We start from the raw sequence: 21,624 nt of genomic DNA on the forward strand, positions 1-21,624 counted from the left end.
ACTGGTTCTAAATAGCCATTTTACCTCGGTAGAATGGCTATTTTTTTATCAAACCCTACAAAGTCTAATATGACGCAAAAAGAAAGGGATAGCGTTTAAATGCAAAATGGCGTAATGAAAGCCTGGCTAGATTCCTCGCATTTAGCTGGTGCTAATTCGACCTATGTCGAAGATCTTTATGAGGCATTTTTAGAAGACCCTTCATCTGTATCTGAACAATGGCAGGCAGTATTTTCAGAGCTCCCTGCAGTCAACGGTGCAGTCGAAGACACCCCCCACGCTCCAATCCGTGATTATTTCCGCCGTTTAGCTAAAGATAATTCACGCTTTAGCTCACCGGTTGAAGACCCTCAGCATAGTGCCAAGCAAGTTAAAGTACTGCAATTGATTAACGCCTATCGTTTTCGTGGCCATCAGCATGCTCAACTTGATCCACTCGGTTTATGGCAGCAAGAGCGTGTAGCCGATTTATCTCCAGAGTTTCATGCCCTAGATAGCGCTGATTTTGAAGAAACCTTCAATGTTGGTTCTTATGCTATTGGTAAAGAAACGATGGCATTAAAAGACCTGCACAAATCTTTACTCAAAACCTATTGTGGTTCGATTGGTGCGGAATACATGCACATTACCGACACTGAAGAAAAACGATGGATCCAAAGTCGTTTAGAATCTGTTGAAGGTCAGGGTGAATTCACTCAAGAGGATCGGTTGCGCTTATTAAAAAGCTTAACTGCCGCTGAAGGTTTAGAGAAATATCTTGGTGCGAAATTTCCCGGAGCTAAACGATTTTCTCTTGAAGGTGGCGATAGCCTATTAGTGATGCTCAAGGAAATCGTTCGTTCTGCTGGGATCCAAGGTACTAAAGAAGTGGTTGTGGGCATGGCTCACCGAGGGCGCTTGAACGTTCTAGTTAATGTTCTAGGCAAAAACCCTTCAGAATTGTTTGATGAATTCGCCGGTAAGCATGATGAAAGTTGGGGCACCGGGGATGTTAAATATCACCAAGGTTTTAGCTCCGATTTTGAAACCCCCGGTGGTAAAGTTCATATGTCTTTGGCATTTAACCCTTCGCATCTGGAAATTGTTAATCCGGTGGTGATGGGGTCAGTTCGAGCTCGACAGGATCGTCGGGAAGGCGAGAACTGCTTACCAATTACCATTCATGGTGACTCGGCTATTGCTGGGCAAGGTGTGGTGCAAGAAACCTTTAATATGTCGCAAGCGCGTGGCTTTAAGGTGGGAGGGACTGTGCGTATTGTGGTAAACAACCAAGTTGGTTTTACCACCTCGAATCCTCGAGATACGCGTTCTACCCAATATTGTACCGATATTGCAAAAATGGTTCAGGCGCCTATTTTCCATGTTAATGGTGACGACCCTGAGGCCGTTGCCTTTGTTAGCCGTATGGCTTTGGACTACCGTAATACTTTTAAACGTGATGTGGTGATTGATTTAGTTTGTTACCGTCGTCATGGTCACAATGAAGCGGATGAACCGAACGCAACTCAACCTTTGATGTATCAACAAATCAAAAAACATCCGACGCCGCGTAAAGTTTATGCTGATTTGTTAATACAGCGTGGACAGCTTGAAAGCACCGATGCGACAGCGCTAGTCAATGGATACCGTGACCAATTGGATAACGGCGATTGCGTGGTTGAAGAATGGCGTCCGATGACACAGCACAGTGTGGATTGGCGGCCATATCTTGGGCATGAATGGGATATGGCTTACGATTCTAGTTTACCCATCGAGGATATTTATAGCTTGGGTGAGCGATTAACCACTGTACCAGAAACGCACAAGTTGCATCCGCGGGTTAAGAAAATTAATGATGACCGGATCTTAATGAGCCGTGGTGAGAAGGCGGTTGATTGGGGCTTTGCTGAAAACTTGGCATATGCCAGTTTATTAGACGCTAAGCAGAATATTCGATTTACTGGACAAGATTCTGGTCGTGGTACTTTCTTCCATCGCCATGCGGTGTTGCATAGCCAAAATGACGCTTCTACCTATATCCCACTCAAGCACCTATCTGAGCAGCAAGGGCACCTAGCCTTATTTGACTCGGTATTATCGGAAGAGGCTGTGCTCGCATTTGAGTATGGTTATACCACTGCAGAGCCCTCAACCTTAGTTATTTGGGAAGCTCAATTTGGTGATTTTGCCAATGGTGCACAAGTGGTGATCGATCAGTTCTTGTCTTCTGGTGAGCAAAAATGGGGTCGGATGTGTGGTTTAGTGATGTTATTACCTCATGGTTATGAGGGGCAGGGTCCTGAACACTCATCTGCGCGTTTAGAACGTTACTTACAGTTGTGTGCTGAACATAACATGCAGGTGTGTGTGCCTTCTACTCCCGCTCAGGTTTATCATATGTTGCGTCGTCAGCAAATCAGACCGATGCGTCGACCTTTAGTCGTGATGTCTCCTAAATCGTTACTGCGTCACCCTCTGGCGGTGTCTTCTCTGGATGAGCTCGCCAATGGTCAGTTCTGCAACGCGATTGATGAGGTGGATGAACTGGATCCGAGCCAAGTTCGTCAAATTGTCATGTGTTCAGGTAAAGTTTACTATGATTTGCTCGAGCAGCGTCGTAAAAATGAACAGACAGATGTTGCGTTAATACGGATTGAGCAATTGTACCCATTCCCAGAGCAAGATGTGAAACAGATTTTTGAGCAATATCAGCATGTTGAACGTTTTGTTTGGTGTCAGGAAGAGCCGCTTAATCAAGGTGCTTGGTATAGCAGCCAGCATAATTTCAAATCGGTTATCCCAGCAGGTGCAAATTTACGTTACGCTGGACGACCAGCCTCGGCGTCGCCAGCAGTGGGTTACATGTCCCTTCACTTGAAACAACAACGCGCCCTAGTTACTGATGCGTTGACCGTTGAATAATTAAGAATTAAAGGAAGCCTTAATGAGCATTGAAATAAAAGTGCCAGACCTACCCGAATCAGTAGCTGACGCAACCATCGCAGTTTGGCATAAGCAACCCGGTGATGCCGTCGCGCGTGATGAAGTGATTGTGGATATCGAGACCGACAAAGTTGTACTTGAAGTTCCAGCAATGGAAGACGGTGTACTTGAAGAAATTATCGAAGCCGAAGGGGCCACGGTATTAGGTCAACAATTAATTGGTAAAATGAAAGCGGGCGCGGTCGCAGGTGAAGAAGCGAAACCTGCAGAAACGGTCGTAGAGAATAAACAAAGTAACGAAGAGCTTTCTCCTTCAGTTCGCCGTTTGGTGGCAGAAAAAGGCCTCGATGCCTCTGCAATTAAAGGAACGGGCCCGAGTGGGAGAATTACTAAAGAAGATGTTGAAGCGCATGTCGCTAAGCCAGCAGCTGCATCAGCCCCTCAAGCTGTTAAAGCTCAAGCTCCGGCTGTCGCTCAACCACCATTATCCTCGCGCAGCCAAAAACGCGTGCCAATGACACGTTTACGTAAACGTGTGGCAGAACGTTTATTAGAAGCTAAAAACACCACTGCGATGTTAACGACGTTTAATGAAGTGAACATGAAACCGATCATGAAGTTGCGCAAGCAATATCAAGAGGTGTTTGAAAAACGTCATGATATTCGACTTGGATTTATGTCGTTTTATGTGAAAGCCGTGGTTGAGGCTCTAAAACGTTTTCCAGAAGTCAATGCATCAATCGATGGGGACGAGATTGTCTATCATAATTATTTTGATGTGAGCATTGCCGTTTCAACGCCACGTGGTTTGGTTACTCCAGTCCTTCGTGACTGTGACTTGCTGAGTGTTGCAGATATCGAAAAAGGGATCCGTGAACTAGCGATTAAAGGCCGTGACGGTAAGTTAACCGTTGATGAGCTGATGGGTGGAAATTTCACAATTACCAATGGCGGGGTGTTTGGTTCATTGATGTCTACACCAATTATTAACCCACCTCAAAGCGCTATTTTAGGGATGCATAAAATTCAAGATCGGCCAATGGCGGTGAATGGGCAAGTGGAAATTTTGCCAATGATGTACCTCGCATTGTCTTATGATCATCGTTTGGTGGATGGAAAAGAGTCGGTTGGGTTTTTAGTCACCATTAAAGAGTTACTCGAAGACCCAACTCGCCTGTTGCTAGACGTTTAACACAAGTTTGTTTTGGGCCTGATCTTCAGGCCCTATTTCGGAAAGGTGTATTACACCTCTAATGTATCCCCTAACACTATGGATAGAACATCATGAATTTGCATGAATATCAGGCCAAGCAATTATTTGCCGATTATGGCTTGCCAGTGCCAGAAGGTTACGCCTGCGATACCCCACAAGAAGCAGCTGAAGCTGCAGGTAAAATCCCTGGTTCAACTTGGGTTGTAAAATGTCAGGTTCACGCGGGTGGACGTGGTAAAGCAGGGGGCGTAAAAGTCACTTCTGATAAAGAAGAGATCAAAGCTTTCGCGCAGCAGTGGTTAGGCAAAAACTTAGTCACTTATCAAACGGATGCGAATGGTCAACCAGTCTCTAAAATTTTGGTTGAAGAAGCTTCCGATATCGCCAATGAGCTATATTTAGGTGCTGTTGTCGATCGCGCTTCTCGTCGAGTGGTTTTTATGGCTTCAACAGAAGGTGGTATGGAGATTGAAAAAGTCGCCGAAGAAACGCCTGAGTTGATCCATCAAATGGCAATAGACCCATTGGTCGGGCCTCAGCCATATCAAGCCCGCGAGCTTGCATTTAAATTAGGTTTAGTTGGGAATCAAATTCGCCAATTTACTAAAATCTTTATTGGTTTGGCTGACATGTTTACCGATCACGATTTAGCCTTACTAGAAATTAACCCGTTAGTGGTCACTGGTAGTGGCGACTTAATTTGTCTCGATGGAAAAATTAATATCGATTCAAACGCGATGTACCGTCAGCCTAAACTGCGTGAAATGCACGATGCTTCGCAAGAAGACGAGCGTGAGGCGCATGCTGCTCAATGGGAGCTTAATTATGTCGCTCTTGATGGTAGCATTGGTTGTATGGTGAATGGTGCTGGTCTTGCGATGGGAACCATGGATATCGTGCAATTGCATGGCGGCTCACCCGCTAACTTCTTAGATGTTGGCGGCGGTGCGACCAAAGAGCGGGTTACTGAGGCGTTCAAGATTATTTTGTCTGATGACAAAGTGAAAGCGGTACTGGTAAACATCTTCGGTGGCATTGTTCGTTGTGATTTAATTGCCGATGGTATTATTGGTGCGGTTGAAGAAGTTGGCGTGAATGTTCCGGTGGTCGTTCGCCTTGAGGGCAACAACGCTGAATTAGGAACCCAACGTTTGGCTGAGTCTGGCCTTAACATTATTGCAGCGACCAGCTTAACGGATGCTGCAGAGCAAGTCGTTAAAGCTGCGGAGGCCAAATAATGAGCATTTTAATCGACAAAAATACCAAAGTAATCTGTCAAGGTTTCACTGGTGGACAAGGTACTTTCCACTCAGAGCAAGCGATAGAGTACGGAACCCAAATGGTTGGCGGAGTATCACCAGGTAAAGGCGGTCAAACGCATTTAGGCCTACCGGTATTTAATACTGTAAGTGAAGCCGTACAAGCAACAGGCGCCGATGCAACTGTTATCTATGTACCAGCCCCATTTTGTAAAGACGCTATCTTAGAAGCGATTGCTGCTGGCATTAAAATCATCATTACGATTACCGAAGGTATTCCAACCTTGGATATGCTTGAAGTAAAAGTGAAGTTAGATGAAGCTGGGGCGCGTATGATTGGCCCTAACTGTCCGGGTGTAATTACGCCTGATGAATGTAAAATAGGTATTATGCCTGGCCATATTCATAAAGCGGGTAAAGTGGGGATTGTATCGCGCTCTGGTACGCTCACTTACGAAGCGGTTAAGCAAACTACCGATGAGGGCTTTGGCCAGTCAACTTGTGTTGGTATTGGCGGAGACCCCATCCCAGGTTCAAACTTTATCGACATTCTAGAAATGTTTCAGAATGATGCTAAAACGGAAGCCATCGTGATGATCGGTGAAATTGGTGGTAGCGCGGAAGAAGAAGCTGCCGCATACATTAAAGCGAATGTCACCAAGCCCGTTGTTTCTTATATTGCGGGTGTTACTGCGCCTCCTGGTAAACGTATGGGCCACGCCGGTGCGATTATTGCCGGTGGTAAAGGAACGGCAGCGGATAAATTTGCTGCTCTTGAAGATGCAGGTGTAAAAACAGTGCGAAGTTTAGCTGATATTGGCAAAGCCTTACGTGAAGTCACCGGCTGGTAATTTCTATTAATCTTATAAAGCGCCTAAGGGCGCTTTTTTTATGTCTCGAATCGTATGACTGACCAGTCATACCAATCTAATTCATTAGATGATCAACTTATTGCGCAGAATTAATCTGCCGATAACGAGGCATTAAGTGCAGTAACTAGTGGCTCTAATGACTCGATACATCACGCAGTTAGTGGTTATTTAGGTCAGCAAGAATGAAGCGATAATAAGTTAGATGGGTATCACGAAGAGGTTTATGCGAGTCATTCAGTTTCAAATGTCACATCACTTATTCTTAATATCACAATAAGTGATGTTAGCGAGCTGAATCACTTGATTTTATCAAGCGGATCAACAACGATGGGGTACACGGATGCAAATATAATAATCAATAGACTAACGACAAGGAGGCATCATGAAGGATTCTCTGCCTATAGAACATTTGTATTACACGGAAAGTAGCTTAGAAAAGATTTTGAGCAACTTGGATAAGGTGAGACAAAATATCTTTCCCAATTTATCCGAAGAAAAAGACATATTGGAGCAAAGCTTCCCCTCGGTTTGCTTGATTGGCCTCGGCCGATGTGGCTCAAATATCGCGTTGGATGTAGCCACTTTAGTATACAACTCTCGAACGCATTATCTTAAAGAAATTGAGTATCAAGACCAGTTGGCGCAGGAGCGAGAGTTTAAGCCGATGCGCTGGATTAAAAATCATTTACCGATTGATTCTGGTAATGAAGACAATCCTGTTTTCTTGATTGAACCAGTAGTATTAGTCGGAGATTTAGACAAGGATATCGCGGGCCGAATCAAGTATTCCTCACAGTCAGGTCGTCAACAGTTTTTAGACGAATATAAAAAGCTGCAGTTAATGGATTTGTCGGAGGTGCACGCGGGGGGTGCCGGTAATGCACCGATCCTAGGGCAATATCTTGCGAAAATCATTTTAAACAAAGACACCGGAAGCTTTAGAAACGAAGATTGGCGGCATATTCATTCTTATTTGGTTGATTCTTGTGGGATAAAAGCTAATCAGTCACGCTTGTATTTTTATATTTTTAGTGCGGGAGGTGGCACAGGCTCAGGCATGGCTTCTGAGTTTGGTTTAGCCCAACAATTTTCCTACCTTAGTAAAACGTTTGATTATCAAGTCAATCCATCAAATCAACCAGACAAGCGCGACTCATTTGTATTTGAGCCTATTTTTACTTCCGGTATCTGTATTTTGCCAAACATCTCAGGTAATAGTATTGAGGTATCCGAAGCCTTACATATTAATGCTGGACGTCTGCTTTGTAAGTATCTATCGGAAGAGTGGGATTTTTCTTATAACGTTGAACGAGAGAGCATCGATACGCCAGACGATGTCATGCGACGGATCCGTCCATGGAACTCAATGATGTTGATTTCTAACGATATTATGCGCTATGTCGAACAGGACGAGAGTGACATTGCTAAAGATATCGATGTCAATACGATGGAGAAACACGCCAACCAATATATCTCTCAGCAGATCTTTAATATTCTAACTGCGCAAGCTGTCACAACCGATTATGATGAAAATTACTTTAGGCGAGCGGGGATTGATATTTCAGAAACCGTTCGTTTAGACGCCAATGATCTATTTATGAGTATGGCGGGTCCCGTGGCCGTCGCCTATGCTGAGAGTGTGGTGAACAAAGCAGTACATGATGATATAGATATTGATGAATTATTCTTTCGGTCTATTGATCTTCCTCATTTCAATCAAGATACGCAAGCCATCGAAGGCATTAGTATTTTGCCGATTGAGTCGCAACGTTATAAGCAGTCATTAAAGAAATATCAAGATAGCCACTACGATGCAGAACAGTTAAACCAATTACACTTCTTCAAGCATTGTTCGTCGGTGATTTCCATTATTTCTCTACCGAAAGACTATAAATTGTCGTTCATGGACCTAAATAAATTAAAAGTACATATCAATAAGTTATTTCCAAATACTACTTTAAAGCGTTATGCCTTGGTAATTGGGGCTTCAGCGAATTTATCTTTAACGACACTGGTTGCGAAAAGCCCATGTTTGAGTGATGACTTTTTAACCTTGGTTGTCGCTTATATTAAGCGCTGTTTTGCGAAAGATGAGTTCCGTTATAATGACGACATTGATCAAGCTATATTGCGCTTTATTATGGAAGATGAGTTTAAGCCCGAAGAGTTACATGCATTTTTATGGGAGTTTGAAAATCCGGCTAAAATTCTTGATACGAATTGGTACGCGATTAAGCCTATGTATGAAAAAAAATATCGAGAGCTGATTGGAGACTCAAATAAGTTTGTGTCAATTAACGATATTCGTCTTGGCTTTAAAAATGTGGAGAATGCGGTGAAATATCTACGCGAGATATATCGTCATCGAATTAGTAAGACAAATATTCTTTCTTTGGATACTCAAGCCGATGGCGTGATTCATTTATCGCCAACGTTACATGCAATAGATCCGGTCATTAAAGCTAAGTAAATACAAATACCAGAGGGGGCTGCAAAGCCTCCTTTTTGGTATCTGTGCGCTTGCTTATGCAGAGGTTGTGGCGGCTGCTGTTTGGGACTCGGGCGTAGTATCTTGCTGTTGTTGTTTTAGTAAATTGTAATTCATCACGGCTTTGCGGTTAGTTGCGATGTTTCGTTCAATAATATAGTGAAGTTCAGACTTCATGTGATCTCCTTTTAAAGCATAAAAACTGAAAAATCATTTGTATGACATTCAGTATGTGGGCGCCATGCTACATAAATGTGAATCAAAAATGAACTATTTACTTCGTTTTGTGGTTTAAATTGATGTTTAACTAAATAAATGCGCTGTATGCCTGAATCAATTGGTGATTGCTAATGAGGCTCAGATTAACTTTGGACAAGTATGAGAATTTGTTCCAAAATGTCGGCGTTATCTGATTAGGGTCATAAAAGGTTAATCTTGTGCATGGCACAATGCCGACACAAAAAAGAGTCTCTAATGGCGATGTATATCGCAATAACTCTATTATTTTAAAGATTTTTTGTTCTGATAGATCTGTTTATCACGGTATATCTTTGGTTTAGAAATGATCCTATCGGACATATTTGTTGAATTATTTTTGTAAATTTGGTCAATTCAGCTTTTAGTGAGGGAATGATGGTTAAAAAAATTGGTGTTTTAACTAGTGGTGGTGATGCCCCTGGTATGAATGCAGCCGTACGAGCAGTGGTACGTAGTGCCTTGTCTCAAGGCATTGAAGTTTATGGTATTTATGATGGTTATATGGGCCTGCATGAAGACAATATTAAAAAATTGGATCGCTTCAGTGTTTCCGATGTTATCAACCGTGGTGGTACTTTTCTAGGCTCCGCTCGTTTTCCTGAGTTTAAAGAACTCGCGGTTCGGGAAGTTGCCGTTAAAAACTTAGAAAAACACGGTATTGAAGCGTTAGTTGTCATCGGTGGTGATGGTTCATACATGGGCGCCAAAAAGTTAACTGAAATGGGTTTTCCATGTATTGGTTTGCCAGGTACCATCGATAATGATATTGCAGGGACTGACTATACGATTGGTTTTGATACGGCACTCAATGTTGTGATAGATGCGATTGACCGTATTCGGGATACTTCTTCTTCACATAATCGTATTTCGGTGATCGAGATCATGGGACGTTACTGTGGCGATCTTGCGATGCAGGCGAGTATTGCAGGTGGTGCAGAGTATGTGATTATTCCTGAAAAGGGCTTTAGTCGCGAAGAGTTGCTCAAAAGCTTAAAAGATGGCCAGAAAAAAGGTAAAAAACATGCGATTATTGCCATCACCGAACATATCACTAATGTGAATGAGTTGGCGGCAGGTATTGAAATGGCGACGGGTCGGGAAACTCGAGCGACGATTCTGGGTCATATTCAGCGTGGTGGTACTCCAACCGGTCGTGACCGAGTGATGGCCAGTCGTATGGGGGCTTACGCGGTCGACTTGCTACTTGAAGGCGAGGGGGGTCGTTGCATTGGTATTCAAAATAATAAAATGGTCCATCACGATATTATTGATTGTATCGAAAATATGAAACGTCCATTTAATGAAGACTTATACGAACTATCTCGTCGTTTGTTTTAAGCTTTTATTCTAACAAAAACCTGCGGATGCAGGTTTTTTTATGTTTATTGCCTTACTCATAAGCATTGAGTGACCAATCATAATCCAGATAAACAATTGAGGCGGCTTGGAGCTCCCGCGGTTCAGCCTTTAATTCTTTCGAATAATGACTTAAGTAACGTTTTAAGTCAGCACCAAAATCTTCTTTGTACCACTTAAATATCGATGATAACTGTAGCTGGTTATTTGTTGCATGGTAAGTATTTTTGTCACTGTTTAAGAAAGCTCGAAACGCGCGCTCTAGTTGTTGTTGCAGATGCTCCGCACGATAGGCTGTGCTTTGTAAGGGCGGGCAGCTTTTTGCGGCACAAACGACTGCGCTATGGATCCATGGATTATTGTAAACAGGCCTAATCAATTCATGTTCTATATCATCAAGGCTGACCTTTTCCCCAAATAGATCAAAGCGCTTTTTCTTCCAGGGCGATTGAAACCACGATCCTAAGTCTCGAATAGAAGTAATGTTTGGGTAGGCACTTAAGACGAATTGCACTGTATAAGCGTTATAAGCATTAATTAGAAAGGCCAGTTGTTGATCTTGAGTCCAGGCATTAAATTGGACTTGGCTTACCTTCGCAACGGATACCAAGTAACGCTGCAATTTAGCTTGATCAAAATTGCTGTAATCAACTCGACTTTCATTATTAGCAACTGGCCAATGCACATATTCTTGTAGTAATTCATCCCATAGTTGCTGATCAAAGGGCTGGGCAACCGCCATAGGTTGACTAAATAGACTCATAAGGATTAAAACTTGAGCAAACAGACCGATTCTAGGGTGGAAAAGTACTTTTAGCGTTTGCAATAAGGGAAGGCTTAAGCGAGAATAGCCTCGCTTCTTCGGAAGCTCATCTATGGTGGCCCTGTTGGTCCTCCCGCATTGATACTCTGTGAACTCGGCCAGGCCCGGAAGGGAGCAACCGCAGCAGACGACTCGAGTGCCGGGATGTGGCTGATAGGGTTGCCACCCAATCCCACATATTCTATTACATTCCATAAATTTCAATTGAATCAGTCGATTGCTTATATCACTTAGCTTAGTCTTTTTTGCGGCGTAGGCTATATCAATAGCGTTTTGGAGTTTGGGCTGGCCTAATGCCAATCGAACTCATTAATTGTTCATTCTTGTTAACCTAAATCAGCGCTAAATGTATGATGTATATTGTAATTAGAGTCACTAGTTACTGCACTTCATGGCTGGTTATCGGCAGATTTACTCGGCGCAATAAGTTGATCATATAATGAATCAGATTGGTATAAGCTTGCCTCACTAGCACTATTTGAACGTCTATTTATTTGAATAGCGGTCCAAACTTAGTTTTTCTTAGCTTCAATCCGATAGATACGCCTTCGCTAAATGCTTTCTACTTATCATTTAAATTAATGCCTTCATCGAGCTTAAAACTTAGTTTAACACCTGATAAATAACACATTCTATTTTGTGTGAAAGTGATGCTCGTGTTTTATCAGCCTCATTCAGATATAGCGCAGCTTCAGCAATCGTGAAGGTTTTTACAGGCATTTTCCCAATGAGTTATAGCCGGTTTTATCCTCAAATGAGATATATCGATTGACATCACATTTTTTGCAATTATCATTGCAGTAACAATAATTGCATAGGCAACTAGTGCAGTGGCAATCATTTTGTGAGTGAGTGATGACCGTAACCAAAGAACAAAAAGATTTTATGCTAGATAATATCGGCTTTTTGCTAGGTAAAAGCTGTTACATCAAAGATAGGCTTTTAGACCAACATCTTATCCCCGAGGACATTACGTCTACCCAGGCAAAGGTCTTGTTTCAGATTTATCATTTTCGCCTGAATAGGCCTTCAGAAATAGGAAAATCGCTCAATGTTGATAATAGTGCGATTACTCGAATGTTGGATAGACTTGAAAAAAAATCACTTATAGAACGAGTCCCAGACCCGACGGATCGTCGTTCGCAGATCATCCATTTAACCCCGACAGGGAGTTCGGTGGTCGAACGTTCGCTACCGCTTGCGAAAAGTGCTATCGATGAGTTAACTCAAGCGCTATCGAAGCAAGAAATCGAGCAATTTCGTCATTGTCTGATAAAGATTGTCACTTCTAAAATTCCTGAGAATTGCCAGAAAAAATATTTGAAAGGTACAGACCCTGAATGAGAAAATATACAAAGTTAACGCCAGTGATGGTGACGCTGCTGTTATATGGTTGTGCTGCGCCGAAAAATATCCAGCCCCACAATCAATTGGCCGAAAAATCGATAATTGAGCACAGTGAAGTTCTTAATGCACAGCATTTATCACCTGCACTATGGCCAGCCGAAAATTGGTGGCTACCACTTGATGACCCTCAATTAGAGCGTTTGATTAAAACAGCTTTAAAAAATAGCCCAGATATTCAGTTAGCAAATGCAGCTTTAGTCAATGCGTCGTCGATGGTGATGGCGGCAGACGCTCAATTTGATCCGGTGATTACCGCCGACGCCGGTGTATCAAGAGCGCGTTTATCCCGTTCCCAAGATTATAGTTTGCAGGGGAATCGCTATGGCACTGTTTATAACCTTGGTTTGAATGGCTATTACTCATTTGATTTGTGGGGGGGAGAGCGCGATAGCTGGGAAGCTGCGGTGAATAACCAGCGGGCGGCTGAAGTTGATCATCAGGCCGCGAAAATTACCCTGTCGACAGCGATTGTTCATCGCTATGTTCAACTCTCGAATGCCTACGCTTTGCAAGATTTGGCGCAGAAAGATTTAGATCGTACTGTGGGGATTGTTGATATTACATCACGCCTGTTTAAACACGGTTTAACTTCTGAAGATCGACTCTACACTGCACAAAGCGGTGCTGCGTCGGCTAAGCAAACCCTAAAGAAACGCACACTAGCGGTGAAGCAACTTAAAAATGTCTTAGCGACTTTAGTTGGCCAAGGTCCTGATATTGCAACGAGCATTCATCGTCCAAGCGTCCATATGGATACTCACTTAGCGTTACCGCGCGAGGTGCCTGCAAACTTACTTTCTCACCGTCCCGATATTGTGGCTGCGAAGTGGCGGGTAGAAGCCATGAGTAAAGAAATTGATTCTGCAAAAACGCGTTTTTATCCAAATGTGAATCTTAGTGCGACCGCTGGATTTAAAGCCATGCTTGGTGATGCAGTGTTTGAAGATGCGAGTCGTGCTTGGAGCGTGCAACCTGCGATTTCTCTGCCGCTATTCACCACTGGCTTAAAAGCAACATTAATCGAAAAAACAGCGGGTTACGATACTGCTGTCGCGCAGTACAACAAAACCTTGGTGAATGCGCTGGGTGAAGTCAGTGATAGCATTTTGTCCCTCCAGTCTATTCAGACTCAGCTCAAAGATGCTCACGAAAGTATGCACTTGGCAGACAAGAGTTACGTGATCACCGAAAAACGTTACGAAGCTGGGATGGGAAGCCAGCTTGAAGTTCTTATGGCGGAGCAGCAACTTATTTTGGCTGAATCGTCGTTTACATTGTTAAAAAATCAGCAGCAAGAACAGCAAGTGCTACTGGTGCGGGCTTTAGGCGGTGGCTTTCGCCAAGAGCAATCAGTTCCCTCTACTCGTGCTGATAACTAGTCGTTATTAAGGTTATAAGAATGCAAGATACACATATTGAAAATGTAGCGTCTCCCCAAAAAGGTAAGCGTAAAAAAAGTTTCACTATTTTTGCAGCAGTGCTGTTGCTTGCGGGTGTAGGCGTGAGTTATTACTACACAAATTATGTCGTAGACAATGAAGAAACCGAAGATGCTTATGTGAATGGTAACGTGGTTCAAATCACCCCAGAAATCAGCGGGACTGTTACTAAAATTGTGGCCGACGACGGTGATTATGTTGAAAAAGGCCAAGAATTGGTTCGTCTTGATGATGCCGATGCCGAAGTCGCTTTTGAAAGTTCGATGGCAAACCTAGCGCAAACGGTTCGCCAAGTTCGTGGTTTGTTTAACAATGTTGCACAAGCAAAAGCCGTGGTTGATGAGAAGACCATCGCTTTAAATAAAGCTAAAAGTGATTTAAAACGTCGCGCAGATATGGTGAAAGCGGGTGGCCTTTCTCAAGAAGATTTAAGCCATGCCAAAGACATGGTGAATTCAGCCAAGAAAACACTGGCAGTTGCAGAGCAGCAGTTGAAATCCCACCAAGCGATGATCCATAACACCACTGTTGAAACCCATCCCTTGGTCAAAACTGCAATCACTAAAGTGAAACAAGCTTATTTGGCGAAGCAACGTACTCGTTTGGTTGCTCCGGTTTCAGGTTATGTCGCACAGCGCAATGTGCAAGTGGGTCAACGGATTAATCAAAGTTCAACCTTAATGGCTGTGGTTCCATTGGATGAAGTATGGATTGATGCCAACTTCAAAGAGACGCAACTCAATGATATGCGGATTGGTCAGCCAGTGACTCTCACCTCTGATTTGTATGGTGATGAGGTGGAGTTTCACGGGTCGGTTGAGAGTTTAGGGATTGGTACTGGTAGTGCCTTTTCTATCCTCCCGGCGCAAAACGCCACTGGTAACTGGATTAAAGTGGTACAGCGCTTACCGGTGCGAATTGCCTTAGATAAACGCGAAATTGAAAAATCGCCACTGCGGATCGGTTTATCGATGATGGTACACGTTGATACCAAAGACACCAGTGGTCAGTTATTGGCGCAAAAGAACTCAAAGGCGGTAGCGCGTTACCAAACCGATGTATACGCACAATCGTTGCAAGGCGTTGATGATTTGATCGTTCACATTATTTCTGAAAACGATATTTTGGGCGAGTTATACGTTGCCCAGAAATAGAAAGGTAGTGAAATGAGTGAACAACAGGGGTTTCGACCCGCCAATATGGGCCTGTGTGTATTTGCAATTGCGCTTGGTGTGTTCATGCAAGTACTCGACACTACGATCGCCAACGTATCACTACCGACAATTGCGGGGAATATGGGCGTGAGTCTCAATCAAGGGACTTGGGTCATTACCTCCTTCACCGTGAGTAATGCCATTGGTTTGCCGATTACCGCGTGGTTGAGTCGTAGAGTGGGGGAAGTACAGTTGTATGTTGGTGCGCTAATCGCCTTTAGTGTCACTTCCTTCCTCTGCGGTATTTCGCAAAGTATGGGCGAGCTGGTGTTATTCCGTACTTTGCAAGGTTTTGCCGCTGCACCGCTGTTTCCGATGAGTCAAGTCTTGCTGTTGTCTATCTTTCCCAAAGAAAAACGCAGTATGGCTTTGGCATTGCTGGGGATGGTGGCGGTAGTGGGTCCGATTGTTGGGCCTATCTTAGGTGGGTGGTTAACCTACGACTATAGTTGGCCATGGATCTTCTTAATCAATATTCCTATCGGTATATTTACCGTGATGGTTATTTTGACCCAGCTCAAAGACCGTCCACATAAGCCGGTTAAGTCAAGACTGGATATTATTGGTTTAGCAACCATGGCTTTAGGGGTTGGTGCCTTACAAATTGTACTGGATAAAGGAAATGAGCTGGATTGGTTTGCAAACCCATGGATCATTGGCGGCACCGTATTTGCGGTGATTATGCTGGTATTTATGGTGATTTGGGAGCTCACCGATGAGAATCCAATCATCAACCTGCGCCTTTTTGCCAATCGTAATTTTTGCATTGGTACTATTTTATTGACCTTGGGGTATTCTGGCTTTTTTAGTATTAACTTGATCCTGCCGCAGTGGTTACAAAGTCAAATGGGCTATACAGCTTTATGGGCTGGGTTTGCAGCGGCACCATTGGGCGTGATACCGCTATTTATGACTCCTATTCTGGGACGGTTTGGTAGTCATCTTGATATGCGGAAATTAGCCGCGACATCATTTCTGGTCATTGGGATCAGTTGTTACGCGCGTGCTAAATTCAATATCGAGATTGATTTTGCGAGCATCGCGGCGGTTCAACTGTTTATGGGGATCGGTATTTCGTTGTTCTTTATGCCGATGACAACTATTTTGTTGTCAGATCTTAGTGGGCCCGATGTCTCTGATGCCGCCTCATTGTCGACCTTTATACGCACCATTGGCGCTAGCTTTGCTTCGTCGTTGACCACTTGGATTTGGTCGAGAAATGCTAGCTTACACCATTCGGTTATGGCGGAGCATATCTCTCCGTATAATCCTTTGATTGCGCCTTCGCTACAGAGACATTCTGAAACTACCTTAGCCATTTTAAATGGTTCAATTACGACGCAATCATTCATGATGTCGACGATTGACTTGTTTACCATTTTGATGGTGTTATTTATCGCCTTAGTTCCGTTTATCTTCTTGACCAGGAAGGCGGTGAAACATGCTTAAATACTGTTGCTGAGTAAGCTTTCAATCGCTCTTTTAAGTGTAGAGCCAGTCAATTGAAATGACTGGCTTTTCTTTATATTTGGGGGTTTTCTGTTTTGCAGGTGAGTACTATTTTAACTGTGATTTTTACTTGGTTCTTAATGTTGTTCTTCCATCGACAATAACCCTTTTTAGCGTAACTTAGTTGTAGATTTATGATTGATGCTACTGAAATCGATATGAAGTCGTGATACCACACCTAGTAGTCAATGCATCAAATATGAGACAGCAGGAGCCTTATGGAAGAACTTCAAGGTGGCCGAAAAGGCTCGGTTTTTCGTTTAGCAGACAAGGTTTATCGTCCCTGTGGATTTTGGTCGCAATCGATTCACCAATTACTCAGGCACTTAAAACGTGAGCAGTTTTACGGCGCTCCAGAATCATTTGGTTTCGATGAGCAGGGACATGAGATCCTATCTTATATACTTGGTGATGTTTACAACTACCCATTGGTCGGTGCTATCGCAACGAAAGCTGCATTATGTTCTGCAGCCGCTGTTTTACGTCTATATCACGATGCCACCGTTTCATTTGTTCAGTGTGGACAAAGCAATCAATTAAAGTGGTTGCTACCGGGAAGAGAACCACAAGAAGTCATCTGCCACGGTGATTATGCACCATACAATGTGGCATTAAATGGAAATACAGTGGTTGGTATTTTTGATTTTGATACCGCGCATCCAGCTCCAAGAATTTGGGATGTCGCTTACGCTGTTTATTGCTGGGCACCATTTAAGACTAAACCGAATGATGCCTTGGGGGATTTAAGGCTGCAATCCATTCGTGCAAAGCAATTTTGTGATTCATATGGCTTGCCATATTCCGAGCGTGTCCAGTTAGTTGATGTGATGATATCGAGGATACAAGCCTTGCTTGATTTTATGCACGACCAAGCAGCCAAAGGGAATGAGGCATTTATTGCTAATCTCAAGGATGACCATCATTTGGCTTATATAGCAGACATTGAATATTTAAAGCTGCATCAACAAATAATTACGGACAGTCTAAATGGCGATTAGTTCGGCCAATTGTTGGCGTACAATAAAGTATTGATCAATACATTAAAGTCTGATTAATTTTTGCTGTAAGTGAATAGTTCAGCATTCATGATTTATCTCATTGTTGTCGTATTACTTGTTACGACAAGCCAAAGCTATACTCCTGAAAAACCAGCTTACGCTTAGCTTTTCTTTTTTTATGGGTAAACTACTGTGATGGTATACAGCTTGGTTGGTTCCCATCTTTCTGCAAATACATGACCACCTTTCACGCATGGTCAAAATGCTGATAGACTGGTATGCTGTTGATAAATTTAAATATAAGAGGGTGCGTGAATTTCTGCGGTGCGTGAAAGGTGGTAACTTCGCATGCGTGAAAGATGGGGATTTGCATATTAATATACTGTTAGCTATCCAAGTCATGAGGTACAAATAAGTTTGGAATCGGAATTCAATATAAGAGAAGCGACATTAGACGATGTTTCAGCAATATCAGTTTTAGGTCGTAGCATATATAAAGAACACTTTGCCGATATTTGGCATGACATTGATAGTTTTTTAAATACTGATTTTACAAATGAAGCAATTGAATCGTGTATAAAATCGCCATCAAGTCATCGCTATCTACTAGTTCTTAGAAACAATACATTGGTCGGTTTTGCCAAATTAAACATAAATTCAGAGCTGAATGGTATGGGGAAACCATGCATTGAATTGCAAAAAATCTATCTAAAAAAGGATAGTGTTGGCAATAATCTAGGTTCAGCACTAATTGAGCGTGTAATGGAACTTGCAGCAGAACTTGATAGTAAATACGTGTGGCTGGATGTGTTAAAAAACAACGTGAAAGCCCAAAAATTCTATCTACGGCATCAATTTGGAATAATTGATGAAATACCTTATAAAACTGATAGGTATCAGATAGGAATGTTTGTTATGGTCAAAAGGTTAAAAAATAGCTAATCGGGTAGCCGGAGGTATCTAACCTCCAGCCCCCACAACACCCTGCATGCGGCTCCGCACAGGGCGTTTCCTGAAAACGGTTAAAATACAACGGCCGATTAGCTCCTTTGCATTCCAATGATGGCTTCTGTTTTTGCGCCATGACTCCTCAGTCCGGTCGGATACGGAGACAATGAGCTGCACAGGCTCCTCATTGATTTTCAGGTTCAGGCCTTCACCATGTCCCAACCATTACACAATAGAACGGCATTGGGACTTTTTATCTAAAAAAAGCCGTCTGCTTAAATCGCCATAGCGTGAGTTAAACAATCGCTTGTTAAGCAGTTCTCCCACTCTTTGTTTATAAGAAGTAGAACATGCACTTTTTCTTTTCTCTGCACTGCTGCATCATATACGGTAGCCGTTAGATCACATGGCTTCGTTGTCTTGTGCCAACTCGCCTCCAGCCTACGCCTCATATGATGTTCTTGTTCATCAGCTCGCCCTCTCTTTAGATAAAAAGGCGTCCGGCTTCCTTCAGACATTCCCTCGAGGCAATGCCCTTGCCATTCGCTAGTAGTTAGCGTTTAATAATCAAAATATTATTAAACGGTGACCTTCCTACAGAGGACTTTCACCTCATTAGTTCATGCCCATGCTGGGCGTACACAAATCGCTGCAATTGACAAAAATACCTGTCACGAATTTTGGTACCCAAAATGTAGCGCCAGGTATTTTTGCAACTGAGCTCAGCGTTATATTTTTATTCATAGTGCAGGAGAATCCAATGGCTCATATCCCAGAAGAAGCACATGTCGTTGCCTACTATTTGGCAAAATTTCCAGATTCTTATAAAAATCTTGAGCCTAATAAAAATATGACGAATTTACTTATTAGTTACTCTAGATTCTTTTCAATGCCAGACAGTTCATTGAAGAGACTGCGAGATGAATATGATGCATTTTTCCCACATAGAGCAGGTTATAAAGGCGCAGAGAAGAGATCATCTCGTGTAAAAGTTAATGATTCTCTTAAAAAATTAAGTGAATCTGAATTACATGAAAAAGTATTAAATATTGTAAATGAAGAGTCAGCTGTATTACCTGAAATTGAAACTGACACTCCTTTGTGGGAAGGAAAAAGGGTTCAAATTCAAGTCAATAAATTTGAACGAAATCGATATGCTCATGCTGCTTGTATCGAGCACCACGGATTAACATGTCAATGCTGTTTAAATAATATGGGTGAACTTTATGGGGAAATTGCTGAAGGTATTATTGAGGTTCACCATATCAAACCTATTTCTGAAATTGGTGCTGATTATCAAATTGACCCAATCATTGATTTAGTTCCACTGTGCCCTAATTGCCATAGGGTTGTGCATAAAAGAAACCCGCCGTATACAGTCCAGGGCGGGATCGCACTTTGTTAACAGATATGATCTAATACCTCTAAACCCTAAGCTACATAGTTATTTTGAACATAATTGAACATTTATCAGTCGTCGAGGATACTCGATCTGACATCAATCAAAAGCATGACCTTATTGACGTGATTTTCCTTGTTATCAGTGCTATCGCATCAGGATGTGAAGGCTGGCAAGACATTGAATATTATGGAGAAGAGAAGTTGGGCTGGCTGAGGAAATATAGACCATTTGAACACGGGATCCCAAGACGACACACGATTGCACGCATTTTGCGTTCTGTTGTCGCGGAGTCTTTGCTTGAGGCATTAGCTCTGTGGATTAACGAGCAGCGAACGAATCAAAACAGAGCCATCATCGCATTTGACGGAAAAGTACTGCGTGGTTCGTACCGAAATAACAAGAAAACAGCATTACAATTGGTTACAGCCTATGATACTGAACGTGGTCTCGTTCTGAGTCAGAAACCGACAGCGAACAAGAACGGCGAGATTAGCGTTGTGCGCCAAATGCTTGATGTTATTAACGTAAAAGGCTGTGTTGTCACCGTTGATGCTCTACATTGTCAGCGCGATACACTAGAGAAAATCGCAGAAAAGAAGGCTCATGTTGTCGTTCAAGTAAAAAACAACCAACCAAAGTTGAGAGCGGCTGTTGTTGAGCAGTTTCAAGCCGTCTTTGATGCTGGTAAAGAGAAGGTCGTCACTGAAATTAAAGAAAAACACCATGGTCGTAGCGAAGAGCGATACGTCTTTCAACTAAAGGCCAAGTTGCCCGAAGAGTTAGCAAAGAAATGGCCAACGGTAAGAAGCATCATAGCAGTGGAACGCCACCGCGTGATAAATGGGAAAGGCACTGTAGATACCTCGTATTACATAAGCTCAATGTCACCGAATCACAAATTGTTAGGCCACTATATTCGTCAGCATTGGCGAATTGAAAACAGCCAGCATTACGTATTAGATGTTGTTTTTAAAGAGGATAACTCTCGCATTACTTTAGACGGAGCGGTGGAAAACATAGCTCTATTTAGACGTTTTGTGATGAACATGCTCAAACAATGCGATTGTGGAGCGCCAAGTCACAAAGTGAAGTTGAAGAAAGCGGGATGGAGCGACGATTATCGGGCACGAGTCTTCTTTGGGTTATAAATCCATCAAAGTATGCTCCCGCCCTGGTATACAGTCGAAGAAGTGCAGTCAGCGTTTAATAAGAAGAGCATGGACATCCATGATAAAAACTACAGGGACAGTAACAGTGTTAGTGAAGTGAACACCACTGCAATTATTTAGTTCTCAAGCGTTAATCATGCTGATTGGTGGCTAAATTCACAGTAGGTGACTCGGTTTGATGATTTCTGAGCCAATACACGCCTCAGCAAAGCTGATGGTTCAGACATAGTTCGAAAGCAAGCTCGCGCTTAAGCGCGATTTAGCAAATGTCTGCAGCAACTTAAACTAAAGATAACAAGATATCCATCTTAACTAGCGAAATGTTAGTCAATATCTAAAATTGTCAT

At 42.8% G+C, this 21,624-nt stretch carries 16 protein-coding genes and 1 other RNA gene; 15 read left to right on the plus strand and 2 right to left on the minus strand.

What is annotated here, in order from left to right; all coding sequences use genetic code 11:
* Positions 1 to 99 precede the first annotated feature (99 nt).
* From sucA to ACRRSY_RS09775, 5 genes are all read left to right on the plus strand, one after another.
* Positions 100 to 2,901, plus strand: coding sequence for a 2-oxoglutarate dehydrogenase E1 component (gene sucA, locus ACRRSY_RS09755; RefSeq protein WP_432453402.1), 2,802 nt, complete (start codon positions 100 to 102; stop codon positions 2,899 to 2,901).
* A gap of 22 nt (positions 2,902 to 2,923) precedes the next feature.
* Positions 2,924 to 4,114 carry a 2-oxoglutarate dehydrogenase complex dihydrolipoyllysine-residue succinyltransferase gene (gene odhB, locus ACRRSY_RS09760; RefSeq protein WP_432453401.1) on the plus strand — a complete coding sequence of 397 codons (1,191 nt, stop codon included), beginning with the start codon at positions 2,924 to 2,926 and terminating at the stop codon, positions 4,112 to 4,114.
* A 92-nt stretch (positions 4,115 to 4,206) separates the two neighbouring features.
* Entirely contained in the window at positions 4,207 to 5,373 is a 1,167-nt protein-coding gene (sucC, locus tag ACRRSY_RS09765) for an ADP-forming succinate--CoA ligase subunit beta (protein WP_432453400.1), read from the plus strand.
* Positions 5,373 to 6,245 carry a succinate--CoA ligase subunit alpha gene (gene sucD, locus ACRRSY_RS09770; RefSeq protein WP_432459220.1) on the plus strand — a complete coding sequence of 291 codons (873 nt, stop codon included), beginning with the start codon at positions 5,373 to 5,375 and terminating at the stop codon, positions 6,243 to 6,245. The genes sucC and sucD overlap by 1 nt, the downstream gene beginning before the upstream one ends.
* A gap of 403 nt (positions 6,246 to 6,648) precedes the next feature.
* The gene (locus ACRRSY_RS09775; protein WP_432453398.1) at positions 6,649 to 8,736 is read left to right on the plus strand and encodes a hypothetical protein; all 2,088 of its coding nucleotides are present in this window, start codon (positions 6,649 to 6,651) and stop codon (positions 8,734 to 8,736) included.
* 54 nt (positions 8,737 to 8,790) lie between these two features.
* Here the strand turns inward: ACRRSY_RS09775 and ACRRSY_RS09780 are convergent, their stop codons facing one another.
* Complete coding sequence (locus ACRRSY_RS09780) at positions 8,791 to 8,931, minus strand: hypothetical protein (RefSeq protein ID WP_432463059.1); 141 nt, start codon at positions 8,929 to 8,931, stop codon at positions 8,791 to 8,793.
* A gap of 456 nt (positions 8,932 to 9,387) precedes the next feature.
* Between ACRRSY_RS09780 and pfkA the strand changes: the two genes are divergently transcribed.
* A complete protein-coding gene (gene pfkA, locus ACRRSY_RS09785) occupies positions 9,388 to 10,350 on the plus strand; it encodes a 6-phosphofructokinase (protein WP_432456189.1) in 963 nt (320 codons plus the stop codon).
* Positions 10,351 to 10,402: 52 nt separating this feature from the next.
* On the opposite strand, the gene ACRRSY_RS09790 is transcribed toward pfkA, so the two are convergent.
* Positions 10,403 to 11,131 (minus strand): DUF547 domain-containing protein, encoded by a 729-nt coding sequence (locus ACRRSY_RS09790; protein ID WP_432463060.1) that lies wholly within the window; start codon positions 11,129 to 11,131, stop codon positions 10,403 to 10,405.
* Positions 11,132 to 11,253: 122 nt separating this feature from the next.
* On the opposite strand from ACRRSY_RS09790, the gene ffs reads away from it, so the two are divergent.
* The 9 genes from ffs to ACRRSY_RS09835 all read left to right on the plus strand — a co-directional run bounded on the left by ffs (position 11,254) and on the right by ACRRSY_RS09835 (position 21,256).
* Positions 11,254 to 11,350, plus strand: an RNA gene (gene ffs, locus ACRRSY_RS09795) — signal recognition particle sRNA small type.
* Between the two features lie 696 nt (positions 11,351 to 12,046).
* Entirely contained in the window at positions 12,047 to 12,535 is a 489-nt protein-coding gene (locus ACRRSY_RS09800) for a MarR family winged helix-turn-helix transcriptional regulator (RefSeq protein ID WP_432453395.1), read from the plus strand.
* Entirely contained in the window at positions 12,532 to 13,977 is a 1,446-nt protein-coding gene (locus ACRRSY_RS09805; protein WP_432463061.1) for an efflux transporter outer membrane subunit, read from the plus strand. The genes ACRRSY_RS09800 and ACRRSY_RS09805 overlap by 4 nt, the downstream gene beginning before the upstream one ends.
* A gap of 20 nt (positions 13,978 to 13,997) precedes the next feature.
* Positions 13,998 to 15,191: an efflux RND transporter periplasmic adaptor subunit gene (locus tag ACRRSY_RS09810; RefSeq protein WP_432459233.1), complete on the plus strand. Its 1,194-nt coding sequence runs from the start codon at positions 13,998 to 14,000 to the stop codon at positions 15,189 to 15,191.
* A gap of 12 nt (positions 15,192 to 15,203) precedes the next feature.
* Complete coding sequence (locus ACRRSY_RS09815; RefSeq protein ID WP_432459234.1) at positions 15,204 to 16,700, plus strand: DHA2 family efflux MFS transporter permease subunit; 1,497 nt, start codon at positions 15,204 to 15,206, stop codon at positions 16,698 to 16,700.
* Positions 16,701 to 16,978: 278 nt separating this feature from the next.
* Complete coding sequence (locus ACRRSY_RS09820) at positions 16,979 to 17,758, plus strand: phosphotransferase (protein WP_432463062.1); 780 nt, start codon at positions 16,979 to 16,981, stop codon at positions 17,756 to 17,758.
* 417 nt (positions 17,759 to 18,175) lie between these two features.
* On the plus strand, positions 18,176 to 18,700 hold the full coding sequence (locus ACRRSY_RS09825) for a GNAT family N-acetyltransferase (RefSeq protein ID WP_432459236.1): 525 nt from the start codon (positions 18,176 to 18,178) through the stop codon (positions 18,698 to 18,700).
* A gap of 766 nt (positions 18,701 to 19,466) precedes the next feature.
* On the plus strand, positions 19,467 to 20,111 hold the full coding sequence (locus ACRRSY_RS09830) for an HNH endonuclease (protein WP_432463063.1): 645 nt from the start codon (positions 19,467 to 19,469) through the stop codon (positions 20,109 to 20,111).
* Between the two features lie 44 nt (positions 20,112 to 20,155).
* Positions 20,156 to 21,256, plus strand: a complete 1,101-nt coding sequence (locus tag ACRRSY_RS09835; protein ID WP_432463064.1) for an ISAs1 family transposase — start codon at positions 20,156 to 20,158, stop codon at positions 21,254 to 21,256.
* The last annotated feature ends 368 nt before the right edge of the window (positions 21,257 to 21,624 follow it).

This window comes from Agarivorans sp. QJM3NY_33 (assembly GCF_050870865.2).
GTDB lineage: Bacteria > Pseudomonadota > Gammaproteobacteria > Enterobacterales > Celerinatantimonadaceae > Agarivorans.